The following is a 17,148-nucleotide window of genomic DNA, read 5'->3' as shown; positions in this document are numbered from 1 at the left end:
GGTGATAACATGCCGGATACTACTGGTAACTATAAAAAAAATTCAGACAGTTATTTTCCCTTTAAGCACATGCCGATTATGGTCCGAGAAGTAGTGAACGGCCTTAACCCCGGTGAAACGGGAGTGCTTGTCGATTGCACCGTGGGCGGTGGGGGACATGCCTGCGCTTTGCTGGAAAGTACCGGTCCCGGAGTCAAACTGGTGGGGTTGGACCAGGACCCGCAGGCTTTGCGGGCGGCCGAAGAAAACCTGGCGCCATTCTCCGACCGGTTTACCCTGGTGCGGGCTAATTTTAAAGAACTGGCGCGGGTTTTGACGGAACTGCGGCTGGAAGCGGTGAACGGTATTCTTTTTGACCTGGGGGTCAGTTCCTACCAGTTGGACAACCCGGCCCGGGGGTTCAGCTACATGCATGACGCCCCGCTGGACATGCGCATGGATCCCGCCGGGCGGGTTACGGCACGGGAGTTGGTGAACCATCTGCCTGAAAAGGAACTGGCCGGCATCATCCGGCGGTACGGCGAGGAACGCTGGGCTTCCAAAATAGCATCGTTCATAGTGCGGGCCAGGCAAGACCGGGAAATCAGCAGTACATATGAACTGGTGGAAATAATTAAAAAGGCCGTCCCTGCCCGGGCCAGGCGTGAAGGCCCCCATCCCGCCAAGCGCACTTTCCAGGCCCTGCGGATTGCCGTAAACAATGAGCTGGATATTTTAAGGGATGCTTTTCGGGAGGCCGTATCCTTTCTAATGCCGGGGGGCCGGCTTTGCGTCATTACCTTTCATTCGCTGGAGGACCGCATTGCCAAGGAGACCTTCAGGGAACTGGCCCGACCCTGCACATGCCCGCCGCAGTTTCCCGTTTGCACCTGCGGGCGCCGGCCGGAAATCAAGCCGGTTACCGGCAGGCCCATAACCCCCTCAGCCGAAGAGCTGGCTGAAAATCCCCGGGCGCGCAGCGCCAAGCTCCGGGTGGTGGAAAAATTAAGCGTTGTTCTAAAAAGCCGGGAGGGTGAATAAGCTTTGATAGTAGCCAGGGAAAAAGCGGAATATTCGGGCTGGGCCCAGTTGCCGGAACAGAAAAGGCGCTCGGGCAGGCGCCCTGCCAAACAAAACCTGGTGCGTAAGGAAAAGCTGCTGCTGGCGGGTTTGGTGCTGGTGTTTTTCTGCAGTTTCGTGGTTATCGCGTTTTATTACGCCCAGGTGCTGGTCACCGGATACCGGCTGAACCAGGCGCAGAAAGAGCTGGCCTTGCTGCGTAAAGAAAGCCACAATTTATATACCAAAGTAAACGAGCTGGCCAGCCTGGAAAATATTGAGTACATAGCGGTGCACAAGCTGGGCATGGTCAGGCCGCAAAATGACCAAGTTGTGCTGGTGCAAAAGGTAAACCCGGCTGAACAAGCCGGTAAAACCTCCGCTGTCGCCGCGGATGCACCGGTTAATGAAAAGGAGCAGGCCGCGGGCCAAAAGCAGCGGGAGGGAAACTGGGTAATCCGGGCCTTCGCTGATATGGTCGGCCGGCTGGAGGCCAGCATACACACGGGATAGGTGCGCTTATCACTGGGGGTTTTGGCGAATGTACGGAACCAATATGACGGTGCGCAGGCGGTTAACCTTGGTATTCCTGTTGGGCAGCTTATTATTCGTATGCTTGATGGGCAGGCTGGCCTGGGTTCAATTTGTCGAGGGCGGTGAATTGCAAAAAAAAGCCCTGGAAAGGCGGATGCGGGATATACCGGTGGAAGCCAAGCGCGGTTCCCTGTATGACCGCAACGGTAAGGAACTGGTTACCAGTATCAGTGTGGATTCCATATACGTAACCCCGGGCCATGTGAAAGAACCGCGGGAAACGGCGGAAAAGCTGGCCCCTATACTGGGAATGGATGTCGATAAATTATATGAGCGGTTGACTAAAAAATCATCCTTTGAATGGATAAAACGGAAAGTGGACAACGATATCGCCAAACAGGTCAGGAAATTGGACTTGCCGGGTATAGGCTTCGTGGAAGAGAGCAAGCGCTATTACCTGCACCCCTCCCTGGCCGCCCATGTGCTGGGGTTCACCGGCATTGACAACCAGGGGTTGATAGGCATTGAAAAAAGTTACGATGATGATTTGCGGGGGCAGCCGGGCCGGATAGTTATCGAGTATGATGCCGCCGGCAGGCAAATTCCCGAAGCCCTGCATGATTACATACCGCCCAAGCCCGGTTATGATCTGGTGCTTACCCTTGATGAGACCGTTCAGTATTTCGTAGAGCGGGAACTGGATAAGGTGGTGGAGCAATATCACCCCAAGTTTGCCCTGGCTATTCTGATGGAACCGGAAACGGGGGGTATACTGGCCATGGGCAGCCGGCCCACCTTCAACCCCAACAACTGGACCAAGGAGCCCCGGGGGGTGTGGGATAAGAATCCCGCCATCTGGTATAACTACGAGCCGGGCTCCACGTTTAAAATAATCACTGCCGCCTCCGCCCTGGAGGAGGGAACGGTGCGCCCCGATGACCGGTTCTATGACCCGGGATATATTAGTGTGGCCGACCGCCGCATCCGCTGCTGGAAAGCCGGCGGCCACGGCAGTCAGAGTTTTACCGAAGTAGTGCAGAACTCTTGCAACCCGGGATTTATAGAAGTGGGGCTGGACTTGGGCAAGGATAATTTTTACAAGTATATCAAGGCTTTTGGCTTCGGGGAGTACACAGGCATCAAATTGCCGGGTGAAGCCAAGGGCATTGTCATCCCGCAAAAATCAGCCACCAATCTGAATTTGGCCACTATATCCATTGGCCAGTCCATTGCGGTGACGCCCATTCAACTGCTTACCGCGGCGGCGGCGGTAGCCAACGACGGGATGCTGATGAAGCCGCAATTGGTGCGGGAAAAGAGGTATAACGGTAAGGTTGTCGAAAGAATAAAGCCGGAAGAAGTGCGCCAGGTAATTTCACCGGAAACCGCCCGGCAGCTCAGGGGGCTATTGGAAAATGTGGTAGCCAACGGCACGGGGCGCAACGCTTTTGTGGAGGGCTACCGCGTGGGCGGCAAGACCGGTACGGCCCAGGTGGTGGGCGAAAGCGGCGGCTATGTCAGCGGCCGGTACGTAGCCTCCTTTGTCGGCATGGCGCCTGTTGACGATCCCAAGATTGTGGGTCTTATAGTAATCGCCGAGCCCCAGGGCGGGATATATTACGGCGGGCTGGTGGCTGCACCGGTATTCGGCGCCATAGCCCGGGACACCCTGCGCTACCTGGGGTTGCCCGAAACGCCCGGGCTGGAAAAACCGAAAAAACCTTACGAAATAGAAATGCCCAAAGTGGAAGTCACGGTGCCCAATGTGGTAAATTACCCGGTGGATGAAGCCATTAAAAGTATCAAGGCCAAAGGGTTGCAGTGCCAGACCAGCGGGGAAGGCAACATGGTTTATGAACAGACCCCCAAGGCCGGGGCCAGGGTTAAGAGCGGCACCACCGTTATCCTTGAACTGCAGCCGGCCACCCAAGAGGAGAACGGCGGCCAGGTTACCGTGCCCAATCTGCAGGGGCTGACCATCAAGGAGGCCGGTAATTTGCTGGAGGAGATCGGGCTGCGGCTGGTGCCCGAAGGCAGCGGCCTGGCTGTGGAGCAAAGCGTCAAGCCCGGGACCCGGGTAAAGGCCGGCACTGCCGTGAAGATTAAATTCGCGCCGCCCGGACAGGGGACGGACGGCGGTCAAAATTCCGGCGGGACGGAACGTGACGGGCCGCAGCAAGATGAACTGCTTAATCCATATGTGCATTAAATACTACCGCCGGGCGGGTTTACCGTCCCGGCGGCAGGTGTTTTTGGGGTTTGTCAGGATAAATATTCTAATTATGGAAATAATCTTTAATAAAAAATAAGGGGGACTGCGGGTTGTTATTGTCAGACCTGTTGGCCGGGCTGCCGGTTTTAGAAGTTTCACAGGCGCCGGACCGGCGAATACAGGGAATAGCTTATGATTCGCGGCGGGTGAAGCCGGGTTTTTTGTTTGTGGCCATAAAGGGTTTTAAAACAAACGGTCATTTATACGTAGCGGACGCTGTGGAACGGGGTGCCGGCGCGGTGGCAGTGCAGGAAGACGTGCCGGTGCCTGAAGGGGTGGCCCGGGTGCTGGTGGCAGATACCCGCGAGTTTCTGGCGCTGGTTGCGGCCCGTTTTTACGATTACCCCGCCCGGAAAATGAAAATGGTGGGGGTCACGGGCACCAACGGCAAAACCACCACCACCAACCTGATCAACGCCATATACCGGGAGCATGGCCTGAAGACGGGGCTTATCGGCACCATCGAAAACCGCATCGGCGACCGGGTGCTGCCGGTGGAGCATACCACCCCGGAATCCGCCGACCTGCAGCAGCTGCTGGCGGAAATGGCGGGTGAGGCGGTGCAGGCGGTGGTGATGGAGGTCAGTTCCCACGCGCTGGTGCTGCACCGGGTGCAGGAGTGCGAGTTTGATACGGCGGTGTTTACCAATATCACCCAGGATCACCTGGATTTCCACGGCGACATGCAGGAATACCTGCGGGCCAAGGGCTTGTTGTTTGCCGGTCTGGGCCGGGAAGCTCACAAGCAGGGGCCCAAGCATGCTATAATAAATTCCGACGACCCGGCGGCGGAAGAAATCATCAAAGCTTGCCGGGTGCCCGTAATTACCTACGGCCTGCGTCCCCCCGCCGGCTTGCTGGCTCAAAATGTCCGGGTGACGGCCCGGGGGGTGTCCTTTGATGTGACGGTGAACGGCGAAAACCTTTCGCTGCACCTGCGGCTGACGGGCAAGTTCAATGTGTATAACGCCCTGGCGGCGGTGGCCGCCGGCGTGGCGGACAATATCCCCCCGGCCACGATAAAAAAGGCGCTGGAAGGGGTGCCGGGGGTGCCGGGCCGGTTCGAGCTGGTGGACCGGGGACAGGATTTTGCCGTGGTGGTGGATTACGCGCACACCCCCGACGGCCTGGAGAATGTTCTGTCCACCGCCCGGGAAATCACCGCCGGTAGGCTGATTACAGTGTTCGGCTGCGGGGGGGACCGGGACCGGGCCAAGCGTCCTCTGATGGGCGGCATCGCCGTCCGGATGAGCGACCTGGCGGTGGTAACTTCCGACAATCCCCGTACCGAGGACCCGCAACAAATTATCGAGGATATCCTGGCGGGGGTCCGCAAGGTTGACGGCGCCAATTACACCGTGATACCCGACCGGCGGGCGGCCATCAGGCAGGCCATCCGGGACGCCGGGCCCGGCGACGTGGTGGTTGTCGCGGGCAAGGGGCACGAAACCTACCAGATCATCGGCGACCGCCGCTTTCACTTCGACGACCGCGAAGAAGCCGCCAAAGCCCTGGGGGCAGACTTAAACTAGTACCTTGACTGATAAATTCCTGCCTACTTTTATGTAAAATATCTGGCGGAGCCATGGGGACGGTTTTAAGGTACGGGGACATACCTCTTTCAGCGGAAAGGGGACACACCTCCTTCAGCGGAAAGGGGACACACCTCCTTCAGCGGAAAGGGGACACACCTCCTTCGAAGGAATGTCCCCAACGTATGAATGTCCCCAACGTATGAATGTCCCCATGTCCCTGAAGCGCAGCGAAAGAATCGTGGACATTCCCCGAAGGGGTGTGTCCCCATACCTTAATCGGGAAGACGATGGAACCGTCCCCGTGGCGGGCGGCTTGCGTTATGCGTAACACTGCCAGAGCTATACCCGGCACCAAAGGGGGTATTTTTTAAATGAAAACCATGACGGCGGGTGAGGTATACCGGGCCATTGGCGGCAGGCTTTTGCAGGGCGACGAGGGGGTAGAAGTCGCCCGGGTTTGCACGGATACCAGGCAAATTAAGCCGGGGGACCTGTTTTTTGCCCTGCGGGGGGAAAGGTTCGACGCGCATGATTTCATTGACCGGGCTGTAGCCGGGGGGGCCGCTGCGGTGGTGGTAAGCCGGGCGATGGACGTGGACCCCCGGGTGCCGGTGATCAGGGTGGGCGACACCCTGGCCGGGCTGCAGGCTCTGGCGGCCTACCACCGCCGCTGGTTTACCGTGCCCGTGGTGGGTATTACGGGCAGCAGCGGCAAAACCACCACCAAGGATATGGTGGCGGCGGTGCTGGAAACCCGGTTTCCGGTACTGAAAACCCGGGGCAATTTCAACAATGAAATCGGGCTGCCCCTGACTTTGCTGGATTTTTCCCCCGAACACGGGGCCGGAGTAGTGGAAATGGCCATGCGGGGCCCCGGGGAAATCAATGCCTTGTGCCGATTGGCCCGGCCCACCTGCGCTGTCATTACCAATATCGGCGTCGCCCACCTGGAAAGACTGGGGTCCGTGGAAAATATCGCCCGGGCCAAGGGGGAGCTTTTAGAACACATTTCCCCGGACGGTTTCGCCCTCCTGCCCGGCGACAGCCCGCACGCCGGGGAACAGGCGCGCCGCTGTCACGGCCGGGTACTGTACTTCGGGCTGGACGAGGGATTGGACATCTATGCCCGGGATATACGCCGGGAAGGCGCCGGTAACCGGTTTACGGTGGTGATGGGAGATGTGTCGTTTGAAGTTCACCTGCCGCTGCCGGGCCGGCATAATGTGCAAAACGCCCTGGCGGCGGCAGGCGTCGGGCTGTTGCTGGGGTTGACCCCGGCGGAGGTGACTGCCGGGCTGTCCCGGATCGCCCTTTCCGGGATGCGGATGGACATTATGGAAGGTAATAATTATACCATTATAAATGATGCTTACAACGCCAACCCGGATTCCACCTGCGCCGCCCTGCAGTCCCTGGAGGAACTCGCCGCCGAAGACGGGCGCCGGGCGGTGGCGGTGCTGGGCGATATGCTGGAACTGGGCGCCGGCGCCGTTGACGGTCACCGGCGGGTCGGCGCCGCCGCGGTGCGGCACGGGGTGGCGTTATTGGTCACGGTGGGCGAACTCTCCCGGGAGACGGCGGAGGGCGCGCGCCGGTCCGGAGGCACCCCGGGGGGCGTTATAGACTGCAATAACAAAAAAGAGGCTCTGCAGGTGCTGCGGCGGGAACTGCGACCGGGGGACGTGGTGCTGGTCAAGGGTTCCCGGGGCATACGCATGGAGGAGATTATCGAAGGTCTGTTGAAAGATTAATTGCTGTTTTTAAGGGAGAGGGCCCATGAGTTTAGCCATAGATTACAAAATAGTCCAGGCTTTTATGATTGCCCTGGTGGTTAGCCTGGCCCTGGGGCCGGTGCTCATCCCCCTGCTGCGCCGGCTCAAGTTTGGCCAGAACATCAGGACCGACGGGCCGCAACGGCACCTCAGCAAGGCCGGTACCCCCACCATGGGCGGAGTAATATTTGTCGCCGGCACGCTGGCGGCGGGACTGTACGCCGGTGGCGGCGATCGGGACGCCCTGGTGGTCCTGGGTGTCACCCTGGGTTTTGCAACAATTGGATTTATGGATGATTATATTAAGGTGGCGCTTAAGCGATCTCTGGGCTTGCGCGCCCGGGAAAAATTGTTGGGCCAGGTGCTGCTGGCGGCGCTTTTAGGAGCCCTGGCCGTTACGGTGCTGGACCGCGGCACCGGCGTGGCGGTGCCCTTCGGCACATTGCTCACCGGTCACCATGTGGTATTGGAACCGGTTCCCTGGCTTTACGTCATTTTCAGCGTTGTCGTCGTAGTGGGCACGGCCAATGCCGTGAACCTCACGGACGGCTTGGACGGGCTGGCGGCCGGGGTTACCGCGGTGGCCGCCCTGGCTTATGTTGCGGTGAGCCTTTTGTCCGGCAGTCCGGGAACGGCACTGGCCATGGCGGCGCTGGCCGGCGGGTGTATTGGTTTCCTTTTTTACAACCGGCATCCGGCCCGGGTGTTCATGGGGGACACCGGTTCTCTGGCGCTGGGCGGAGCCCTGGGCGCGGCGGCGGTGCTCACCCGGAGCGAGCTTTTTTTGCTGGTTATCGGTGGGGTTTTTGTGCTTGAGACCCTGTCGGTCATACTACAGGTTTTTTCTTTCCAGGTATTCGGGCGGCGCATACTGCGCATGAGCCCCCTGCACCATCATTTTGAACTGGGGGGCTGGAGCGAAACCCGGGTGGTGCGCACTTTTTGGCTGGCTTCGGTAATTTTCGCGGCGCTGGGGCTGTACGGCTTGAAGTAAAAAAGGGGACAGGCTACTTTTCCTGGAAATAAATTGTAATAATTTTTCGAGGTAAGCCTCCGGGAAAAAGGGTACAGGCAACAGCAAAAACTACGTGGGAAAAAGGGTACAGGCAACTTTTTTAAAAAGCAAAAAAGTAGCCTGTCCCCTTTTTCCCGCGGAGATTCACCAGCGCAGCGGGGACCACTAACCCCGTCATGTCGCTGCGAATATGAACAACTGTTGAAAACAGATGGGCGAAAGAGGGTAGTGTTGTTTTGGAACTGCGAGGCAAAAAAATCCTGGTGGTGGGGGCCGGGAAGAGCGGTATCTCGGTGGCCCGTTTCCTGGTGCGCCGGGGGGCCGCGGTGGCGCTCACGGATACCAGGACCAAAGATAAATTCAACGGGGAACTGGATGATCTTATTGACTCCGGCGTTCAGGCTGTGCTGGGTAATTACCCCGAAGTAATGCCCGGCACATTTGACATGCTGGTGGTGAGCCCCGGCGTACCGCCCACCGTACCCCCGGTGGCCGCCGCCATGCGGCACGGAATTCCGGTAACGGGCGAGCTGGAATTGGCGTACCGGTTTGCCCGGGCGCCCATGGTGGCCATTACCGGGACCAACGGCAAAACCACAACCACCGCCCTGGTCGGTGAAATTTTCCGGGCGGCGGGCATCCACACCCTGGTGGGGGGCAACATAGGCCTGCCGCTGGTGGACGTAGTGGAAGGTTACGGCCCGGAGGACATGATTGTAGCTGAGGTCTCCAGTTTCCAGCTGGAAACCGCCCGGCAGTTCCGTCCCCGGGTGGCGGTAATTCTCAATATAACCCCCGACCACCTGGACCGCCACGGTACCATGGAAGGTTATATTGCGGCCAAGGCTCGCATTTTTGCCCGGCAGGGGCGGGGCGATATTACTGTGCTCAATTACGACGATCCGCGCACCCGGATGTTGGCGGAGGCAACGGGCGGGCAGGTCATATTTTTCAGCCGCAGGCATAATTTAAAAGAAGGGGTTCTTGTCCTCCAGGGTAGGATTGTTGTGCGACTGGAAGGGCGGGAAACGGATATTGCGGCGGCGGGTGAAGTGGCCATTCCCGGGGGGCATAACCTGGAGAACGCCCTGGCGGCGGTGGCGGCCGCTTTCGCCCTGGGTGTAAAACCGGCGGTGCTGGCCCACACGCTGCGTACTTTTCCCGGTGTGGCGCACCGGCTGGAAACCGTAGCGGTTAAAAACGGAGTCCGCTATGTCAACGATTCCAAGGGTACCAATCCCGATGCCAGCATCAAGGCCCTGGAGGCGTTTGACCGGCCTATTGTGCTGCTGGCCGGCGGCAGAAACAAGGGTAGTGATTTTACCGAGCTTGCCCGTCTGGCCCGGGAAAAGGTACGGGTGCTGGTGGTGCTGGGCGAATGTGCGGATGAAGTGGAACGGGCCGCCCGGCAGGCAGGGTGCGGGGAAATATTGCGGGCCCGGGATTTTCGCGAGGCGGTTTTAACGGCTCACCGGGCGGCCCGCCCCGGTGACGTGGTGCTGCTGTCACCGGCCTGCGCCAGCTGGGATATGTTTAATAACTTTGAGGAGCGGGGCGACCTGTTCCGGGAAATAGTCAACAGCCTTTAGATAGTCAGATTCCCAAACACTTTTTACAGAAAGCTGATAATGAATGGCCCAACCGACGACCGAACACTTACGACTGATGACTACTTTGGAGGGGGTGATGGGTATGCGTATGCGCAAGCGGGCACCCGATTTTGTCTTGTTTCTTACCGTACTGATGCTGCTCAGCATTGGTTTGGTTATGGTGTTCAGCGCCAGCGCATATTTTGCCGGCGACCCCGAGGGTCCCTTCCGCGACCCCTTTCATTTTTTCAAGCGGCAATTGTTTGGCGCGTTGCTGGGCATTGGCGCCATGTTTTTCATGATGAATTATGATTATTACCGGCTGAAGCGCTGGATCGGACTGATGCTGATCGGTTCGTTTTTACTGCTTGTGCTGGTACTGGTCCCGGGCATCGGGATGGAGTACCTGGGCGCCAGGCGCTGGATTAATCTGGGTTTTTTGAGTTTTCAGCCTTCCGAGCTGGTTAAGATATGTATTATAACCTTTACTGCTTACGGCCTGGCCTTGAAAAAAGATCGCATCAAATATTTGGGCAGTGGTCTTATGCCGTTTCTGACGGTGACCGGTGCGGCGGCCCTGCTGATTTTGGCCCAGCCCGACCTGGGTACGGCCGCCACGCTTTGCGGCACCGTTTTTATTATGTTGTTTGCCGCCGGAGCCCGGGGTGGACACCTGACCGGCCTGGCTGGTCTGGGCGTAATGGGGGTGGCGGCGGCCATTATTCTGGAACCGTACCGGATGCGCCGGTTCATGGCCTTTCTGGACCCCGAGGCCGACCCCACCGGAGCGGGCTGGAATATTATCAACGCCTTGATGTCCCTGGCATCGGGCGGTTTACTGGGCATGGGTCTGGGGCAGGGCCGACATTCCAAATTTTTATTTCTGCCGGAGCGGCACACCGACTTCATTTTTGCCGCCATCGGTGAAGAGCTTGGTTTCATCGGCGGTAGTTTGGTTATTTTGTTATTTATTTTACTGGTATGGCGGGGTTTTAAAATCGCCATCACCTGTCCCGACGCCTTCGGCAGCTTGCTGGCAGCCGGGCTTGTTTCCGGCATCGCGCTTCAGGCGTTTGTAAACATCGGGGTGGTTACCGGTTCGCTGCCTGTTACCGGCATAACCCTGCCCTTTGTCAGCTTTGGCTCCACTTCCCTGATCTTTTCCCTGATGGGCGTGGGCATTCTATTAAATATATCCAAGTACAGCACTCCCAGGTAAAGAGGTGAACTATTTGCGTTTTCTTATAACCGGCGGCGGAACCGGAGGGCATATTTACCCGGCCCTGGCCATTGCCGGGGGGCTCCAGGAACGTTTCCCCGGCTGCGCCGTCATGTATATCGGCACCGGCCGGGGGCTGGAAGCGGATATTGTGCCTAAGGCCGGTCTGGAATTCCATACCGTCCGGGCGGTGGGTTTGAGGCGCAGCCTGTCGCCGCAAAACCTCAAGGTGCCCTGGGAGGCCCTGGCCGGGTACCGGGAGGCCCGGCGCCTGATTCACGACTTTGCTCCCCGGGCCGTGGTGGGCACCGGGGGGTATGTCTGCGGGCCGGTGGTGCTGGCCGCGGCCCGCATGAAAATCCCCACCTTGATCCACGAGCAAAATGCCTTTCCGGGCATCACCAACCGGATTTTGTCCCGGGTGGTGGACCGGGTGGCGGTTACTTTTGAGGATTCAATAAAATACTTTCCCCGCCGGGCCGCGGTGCGGCTTACCGGACTGCCGGTGCGCGCGGAAATTCTGGCCGCCGACCGGAACCGGGCCAGGGAAAAGTTCGGCGTGCGGGAGAACGATCTGCTGGTGCTTTCCTTTGGCGGCAGCCAGGGCGCCCGCAGCTTGAACCGGGCCGTGGCGGAAGCGTTCGGTTCTCTGGCAGGCCGGCCGGGGCTGCAATGGCTGCACGTAACCGGACGCGGGCAGCACGCCGAGTTTATGGACATGCTGAAAAGCCGGGGCGTAGATAACGAAAAAATCGAAAACATTACCGTCATGCCATATTTATACGATATGCCCCAAGCCATGGCGGCAGCCGACCTGGTGGTCAGCCGGGCAGGCGCCGCCACTTTGGCTGAAATCACGGTGCGGGGTTTGCCGGCCTTGCTGGTACCTTTCCCCTATGCCACCGGCAATCACCAGGAACACAACGCCCGGGCACTGGCTGCCAGGGGGGCGGCGGACATGGTGCGGGATGCCGATTTTTCGGGCCGGGTGTTGCTGGAGAAAGTGGATAAACTGTTGGCCGACCGTGCCCGTTTGGCGGAAATGGCCGCGGCCAGCCGCCGGCTGGGCAAACCCCGCGCCCTGGACGATATTTTGGACAGCATAGCGGAAATGGTATAGGCTTACTTTTATATACAATCTTGTTCTTTTGTATTACTAATGATTGACCACCGACGACTGACGACTCTTACAGGACAAGCCCGGGAATTGTCACCGGATGACGGGCCAGTAACACCTTATCGGCCTTATGCATAATATAAGGTATCTTTCTCTCCCGGCTTGCCGCATTTACGCCATCCGGTGCAGGAAGGAGATGATTGGCTGTTGTTGTACGATATTCCTGACAAGGTACATTTTATTGGTATTGGTGGCGCCGGAATGAGCGGCCTGGCCAGGGTGCTGCTGGACGAGAATTATGATGTGCGGGGCTCGGATTTGAACAGCACGCCGGTAACTGCGCGGTTGCAGGAACTGGGGGCCGTAGTATATCAAGGGCATGACGGGGCTAACATTAAGGATGCCGGGCTGGTGGTCTATTCCACCGCCATAAAACCCGACAACCCCGAACTGCAGACGGCCAGGAAAGTGGGTATTCCGGTGATGCACCGGGCAGACTTGCTGGGCCTCTTGATGAAACGGCAAAAGGGTGTAGCAGTGGCCGGCGCGCACGGGAAAACCACCACGACAGCTATGCTGGCGTTGGTATTGGAACAATGTCACCAGGATCCAACAATATTAATCGGAGGTGAATTGACTCAGATTGGCGGCAACGCCAAAATCGGACGGGGCGAATTCCTGGTGGCGGAGGCCGATGAAAGCGACAAATCCTTTTTGAAACTATGGCCTTACCTGGCGGTGGTGACCAATATTGAAGATGATCACCTCGATCATTACGGTTCGATGCAGGAAATAATCAATGCATTCCGGGGGTTTTTGCAAAAAGTGCCCGGAGACGGCACGGCGGTGCTTTGTCTTGATGATCCCAACCTGCGGGCTCTGGCTCGGGACTGCGGCGGGAAAGTGATTACCTATGCCCTGGACCACCCGCAGGCCGACTATGTCCTGCGCAGTATCAAGCTGCATGACAGCGGGTCCTCGGGCGAAGTGTATTACCGTGAAGCGCACCTGGGGCGGCTGGAACTGGTGGTGCCCGGGCGGCATAATTTATCCAACGCCCTGGCGGTGGTGGCGGCCAGTCGCGCGCTGGGTTTACCTTTTGACGATGTCGTCAAAAGCCTGCGACTTTTCCGGGGTGCCGGCAGGCGTTACCAGTTGTTGGGCCGGGTGCGGAACATCACCGTGGTGGATGATTACGCGCACCATCCCACCGAAATCGCGGCTACGCTGCGGGCGGCCCGCCAGGTGCACCGGGGGCGCATCATTGCTGTGTTCCAGCCGCATCGGTATACCAGAACGGCGCTGTTGCATGAACGTTTTGGGACCTGTTTTACCGGCGCGGACGTGGTAATCATCAACGATATTTACAGTGCCGGGGAAAGCCCCATGGAAGGCGTATCAGCCCGGTTGATTGTGGATGCCGTGCACAGGCACAGGGGAACCCCCCCACATTACCTGGGGAACCGCGAGGAGACCCTTGCGTTTTTAAAAGGATTCTTACGGGAAGGCGACCTGGTGCTTACCATGGGAGCGGGTGATGTCTGGAAAACGGGCGTCGAGTTGCTGAACAGATTAAAAGGGGAGTTGCCGGTTGACGGATGCGGCAATTTATGAGGATTTGCAAAAAACGCTGAAAAGCCCGGTTTTTCTGGCCGAGCCCATGAGTAAACACACCAGCTGGCGCATTGGCGGGCCTGCCGATTTGTTCGTGGCGCCCCGGGACGAAGAAGACCTGCGGCGGGCCTTGATTTTCGCCCGCGCCCGCGGGTTGCCCGTTACCCTGGTGGGCAACGGTTCCAACCTGCTGGTATCCGATTACGGAATTCGGGGCATGGTCATCAAGATCGGTCCGGGGTTGTCCGAGGTGCAAGTGCAGGGTGCGTTGATCAAAGCCGGTGCCGGGACGCCCCTGCCGCGCCTGGCTGACCGGGCCATGCGGGCCGGGCTGGCGGGCTTTGAGTTCCTGGCCGGCATTCCGGGCACGGTGGGCGGCGCGCTGGTGATGAATGCCGGTGCCAACGGCTGCGCCGTGGGCGAACGGGTCAGGCAGGTAACTGCTTATGATTACGCCGGCAACAGGTTGATTTTTAATGCCGGTGAACTGGTTTTCAAGTACCGCAAAAGCAGCCTGGCTGATCGGAAAGTGATTGTGACGGGGGTTGTGCTGGAGGGTGTTCCCGGTCGTGTGGAAGAGATAAAGAAAAGGATGGAAAATTACCTGGCCCGGCGCAGGAAGACCCAACCTTTAGAATTCCCCAATGCCGGCAGCGTTTTTAAAAACCCGCCCGGTGATTCCGCGGGCCGGCTGATTGAGGCGGCGGGCTGCAAGGAAATGCGGGTGGGCAATATACAGGTATCTCCGCGCCACGCCAATTTTTTCGTCAATCTTGGCGGCGGCGTTGCCCGTGACGTTTTGAAACTGATCGAGCGGGTACAGCATCTGGTGGAGGAGAAATGCGGCGTCAAACTCGTATTGGAGGTGCAAATGCTGGGAGAGTTTTAGCGGAGGTGAGACAATTGCAAAGGTTTATGATAACCGGCGGATACAGCCTGTCGGGCGCCGTACGCGTCAGCGGCTCCAAAAACGCCACTTTGCCCATTATGGCTGCCAGCCTGCTTTTGGACGGTAAGTGCGTTATCCGGGGGGTGCCCCGTTTACGCGACGTGGCGGTGATGCGGGATGTGCTGGTTTACCTCGGTGCCAGCGTGGTTTGGGAAAAGGATGTCATGCGCATCGACGCCAGGAGGGTCAACTGCCACGAAGTATCCGAGGAATTAATGCGGCGCATGCGGGCTTCCAACTTGGTGCTGGGACCGCTGGTGGGCCGGTTCAGGTGCGCGCGTATTTCATACCCGGGCGGCTGTAATATCGGCTCAAGGCCCATGAACCTGCACTTAAAAGGCATGCAAGCTATGGGGGTGGGGATTACCGAAAAGTTCGGCTACATCAGTGCTCGGGCTGAAAAACTGCAGGGCAGCGAAATATACCTGGACTTACCCAGCGTGGGGGCCACGGAAAACTTGATGATGGCCGCGGTGCTGGCCGAAGGAAAAACGGTTATCAAAAATGCGGCCCGGGAGCCGGAAATAGTGGATTTGCAAAACTTTTTAAATAATATGGGTGCAAAAATCAGAGGTGCGGGAACGGATACCGTTAAGATAACCGGGGTCAATTCCCTGCACGGGACGGAACATTCTGTAATTCCGGACCGCATCGAAGCCGGTACGCACATGGTGGCGGCCGCCATTACCCGGGGAGATATATTGATCGCCAATATCATCCCGGAGCATCTGGAACCGGTTATCAATAAATTGAGGGAGGCCGGAGTTTATGTGGAGGTGAAAGATGACCAGGTCCGGGTGGCGGCAGACAAAAGACCCCGGGCGGTAGACATCAAGACCATGGCCTACCCCGGTTTTCCCACTGACATGCAACCGCAGTTCATGGCGCTGATGACCGTAGCCGAAGGGACCAGCGTGATTACCGAAACCATATTTGAAAACCGGTACAAACATGTTATGGAACTGCGCCGGATGGGAGCGGATATAAATTTGGAGGGCCACACGGCGGTGGTCAGGGGGGTCCCCGAACTGACGGGAGCCTACGTGGAGGCCAGCGACCTGCGGGCCGGCGCCGCGCTGGTGCTGGCGGCCATGGGTGCCGAAAACGGTACGGTGCTGGACCATGTGGGGCATATAGACCGCGGCTACGAGCGCCTGGAAAATAAATATAACGCCCTGGGGGCGCGCATTATTCGAGTGCACAGTTAATGTGGACTCTTTTTTGGTTTTTGGGGGGACAAGCGCGAAATTAACTCTTGCGAATCCAGTAAAATCAATGCTTTGCGGTTTTGTAAACTGAAGTATTTATGTAGCGCTTTTCAAATGTAGCGAAATGGGAGTATTGTGGGAGCAAAAAATTGCAAACTCCTTCTAATACGGGCAATGAAAAGGCCCGGGGATATTTGCCGGACAGAATTAAAAATTTGTTATTCCCACAGGTGCGCCAGTGCTAAAGCGGCTTCCCGCTGTTTCGCTGGCAATACATGCGAATATACGTTTAGCGTCATAGCGGCGTTTTTATGGCCTAATCTGTCGGCAATGGTTTTAATATCAATCTTACCGGATGCCAGTAGGTGGGTGGCGTGGGTATGGCGGAGATCGTGCAGCCGGACATTTTCCAGGCCGTTCTGCTCCCGAAATTTAATCCACCAGTTTTGCACTGTTGACGGGACCATTAACCCCCCGGTGGGACCGGTGAAAACCTGATTGTTATTTCCTTTCCACTTATTCCCCAGTTTTAATCTCTTCTCATTTTGCCTGATCCGGTGACGTTTAAGCATGGCTGTCAGGTGTGGGTCAATGGTTACCTTCCTGATGCTACTTTCCGTTTTTGGTGGCTTGATTAATATTTCCTGAATCCGTGAACTAAATAATAGAAAACTGCCCATAACAGGTGAAATATTTAGTATAATAAAGATATGCAAAGATAATTAAGATATCAATAATTCACCTGTGGGGTGCACACATGAGATTCATTATCGAACAGTCTAACGAATACCTTACTACTCATTCCGGGCTTACATTTGTAGGTGCTCTTATTGCTAAAACCGACCTAAAAAAGCGACTTGATAAATCAAGCATTCCAGGTGTATACACACCAAATATATCACATGGTGATGTGGTTACTTCATACATTGGCTTATTGTGCCAGGGAAAAAGCGACTTCGATCACATTGAGCCGTTTAGAGAAGACGACTTTTTTGCTATATCTCTAAATGTTACCAAGGTACCTTCCAGTCCAACTTTACGGCAACGCTTGGATATGGCCGGTAAAAACGAACAATGGAAGCAAATTATTTTAGAAGAATCAGCTAAGTTATTGAGCAATGATCCTGTTCAGATTACACCAATATTTCTTGGCGCAAATAAAGAACGCCAGTATGTTCCTTTAGATATTGACGTATCACCTTTCGATAATTCCGGCACTAAAAAACAGGGAGTGTCCCGTACTTACAAGGGATACGACGGATATGCCCCTATTTTTGCTTATCTTG

Annotated in this window: 14 protein-coding genes; 13 read left to right on the top strand and 1 reads right to left on the bottom strand. The window is 57.2% G+C overall.

The window, feature by feature from the left end:
• Nucleotides 1–9 precede the first annotated feature (9 nt).
• The 12 genes from rsmH to murA all read left to right on the top strand — a co-directional run bounded on the left by rsmH (nt 10) and on the right by murA (nt 15,862).
• The gene (rsmH, locus tag BM299_RS15985; RefSeq protein WP_092486745.1) at nt 10–1,020 is read left to right on the top strand and encodes a 16S rRNA (cytosine(1402)-N(4))-methyltransferase RsmH; all 1,011 of its coding nucleotides are present in this window, start codon (nt 10–12) and stop codon (nt 1,018–1,020) included.
• Nucleotides 1,021–1,023: 3 nt separating this feature from the next.
• A complete protein-coding gene (locus BM299_RS15980) occupies nt 1,024–1,551 on the top strand; it encodes a cell division protein FtsL (protein WP_092486695.1) in 528 nt (175 codons plus the stop codon).
• Nucleotides 1,552–1,579: 28 nt separating this feature from the next.
• Complete coding sequence (locus BM299_RS15975; protein ID WP_092486692.1) at nt 1,580–3,781, top strand: stage V sporulation protein D; 2,202 nt, start codon at nt 1,580–1,582, stop codon at nt 3,779–3,781.
• Nucleotides 3,782–3,894: 113 nt separating this feature from the next.
• Nucleotides 3,895–5,376 carry a UDP-N-acetylmuramoyl-L-alanyl-D-glutamate--2,6-diaminopimelate ligase gene (locus tag BM299_RS15970; protein ID WP_092486689.1) on the top strand — a complete coding sequence of 494 codons (1,482 nt, stop codon included), beginning with the start codon at nt 3,895–3,897 and terminating at the stop codon, nt 5,374–5,376.
• A 374-nt stretch (nt 5,377–5,750) separates the two neighbouring features.
• On the top strand, nt 5,751–7,130 hold the full coding sequence (locus BM299_RS15965; protein ID WP_092486686.1) for a UDP-N-acetylmuramoyl-tripeptide--D-alanyl-D-alanine ligase: 1,380 nt from the start codon (nt 5,751–5,753) through the stop codon (nt 7,128–7,130).
• Between the two features lie 25 nt (nt 7,131–7,155).
• Complete coding sequence (gene mraY, locus BM299_RS15960; protein WP_092486683.1) at nt 7,156–8,145, top strand: phospho-N-acetylmuramoyl-pentapeptide-transferase; 990 nt, start codon at nt 7,156–7,158, stop codon at nt 8,143–8,145.
• 257 nt (nt 8,146–8,402) lie between these two features.
• Complete coding sequence (gene murD / locus BM299_RS15955; RefSeq protein ID WP_092486681.1) at nt 8,403–9,755, top strand: UDP-N-acetylmuramoyl-L-alanine--D-glutamate ligase; 1,353 nt, start codon at nt 8,403–8,405, stop codon at nt 9,753–9,755.
• Between the two features lie 103 nt (nt 9,756–9,858).
• Entirely contained in the window at nt 9,859–10,974 is a 1,116-nt protein-coding gene (gene ftsW, locus BM299_RS15950) for a putative lipid II flippase FtsW (RefSeq protein ID WP_092486678.1), read from the top strand.
• Nucleotides 10,975–10,987: 13 nt separating this feature from the next.
• Nucleotides 10,988–12,094 carry an undecaprenyldiphospho-muramoylpentapeptide beta-N-acetylglucosaminyltransferase gene (murG, locus tag BM299_RS15945; protein ID WP_092486675.1) on the top strand — a complete coding sequence of 369 codons (1,107 nt, stop codon included), beginning with the start codon at nt 10,988–10,990 and terminating at the stop codon, nt 12,092–12,094.
• A gap of 207 nt (nt 12,095–12,301) precedes the next feature.
• Nucleotides 12,302–13,705 carry a UDP-N-acetylmuramate--L-alanine ligase gene (gene murC / locus BM299_RS15940; RefSeq protein WP_092486743.1) on the top strand — a complete coding sequence of 468 codons (1,404 nt, stop codon included), beginning with the start codon at nt 12,302–12,304 and terminating at the stop codon, nt 13,703–13,705.
• Nucleotides 13,683–14,594, top strand: a complete 912-nt coding sequence (gene murB / locus BM299_RS15935; protein WP_092486672.1) for a UDP-N-acetylmuramate dehydrogenase — start codon at nt 13,683–13,685, stop codon at nt 14,592–14,594. Before murC ends, murB begins: the two co-directional genes overlap by 23 nt.
• Nucleotides 14,595–14,608: 14 nt before the next feature.
• Nucleotides 14,609–15,862: a UDP-N-acetylglucosamine 1-carboxyvinyltransferase gene (murA, locus tag BM299_RS15930; RefSeq protein ID WP_092486669.1), complete on the top strand. Its 1,254-nt coding sequence runs from the start codon at nt 14,609–14,611 to the stop codon at nt 15,860–15,862.
• Between the two features lie 218 nt (nt 15,863–16,080).
• Here murA and BM299_RS15925 read toward each other — a convergent pair whose 3' ends face one another.
• Nucleotides 16,081–16,542 carry a site-specific integrase gene (locus BM299_RS15925; protein WP_245779829.1) on the bottom strand — a complete coding sequence of 154 codons (462 nt, stop codon included), beginning with the start codon at nt 16,540–16,542 and terminating at the stop codon, nt 16,081–16,083.
• A 77-nt stretch (nt 16,543–16,619) separates the two neighbouring features.
• Here BM299_RS15925 and BM299_RS15920 point away from each other — a divergent pair.
• Nucleotides 16,620–17,148, top strand: a 529-nt coding sequence (locus BM299_RS15920; protein ID WP_207545215.1) for a transposase, incomplete at its 3' end; no start/stop codon positions are given.

This window comes from Desulfoscipio geothermicus DSM 3669, from assembly GCF_900115975.1.
Classification (GTDB): Bacteria; Bacillota; Desulfotomaculia; order Desulfotomaculales; family Desulfallaceae; genus Desulfoscipio; species Desulfoscipio geothermicus.
This window is presented reverse-complemented; position numbering and strand designations above follow the sequence as displayed.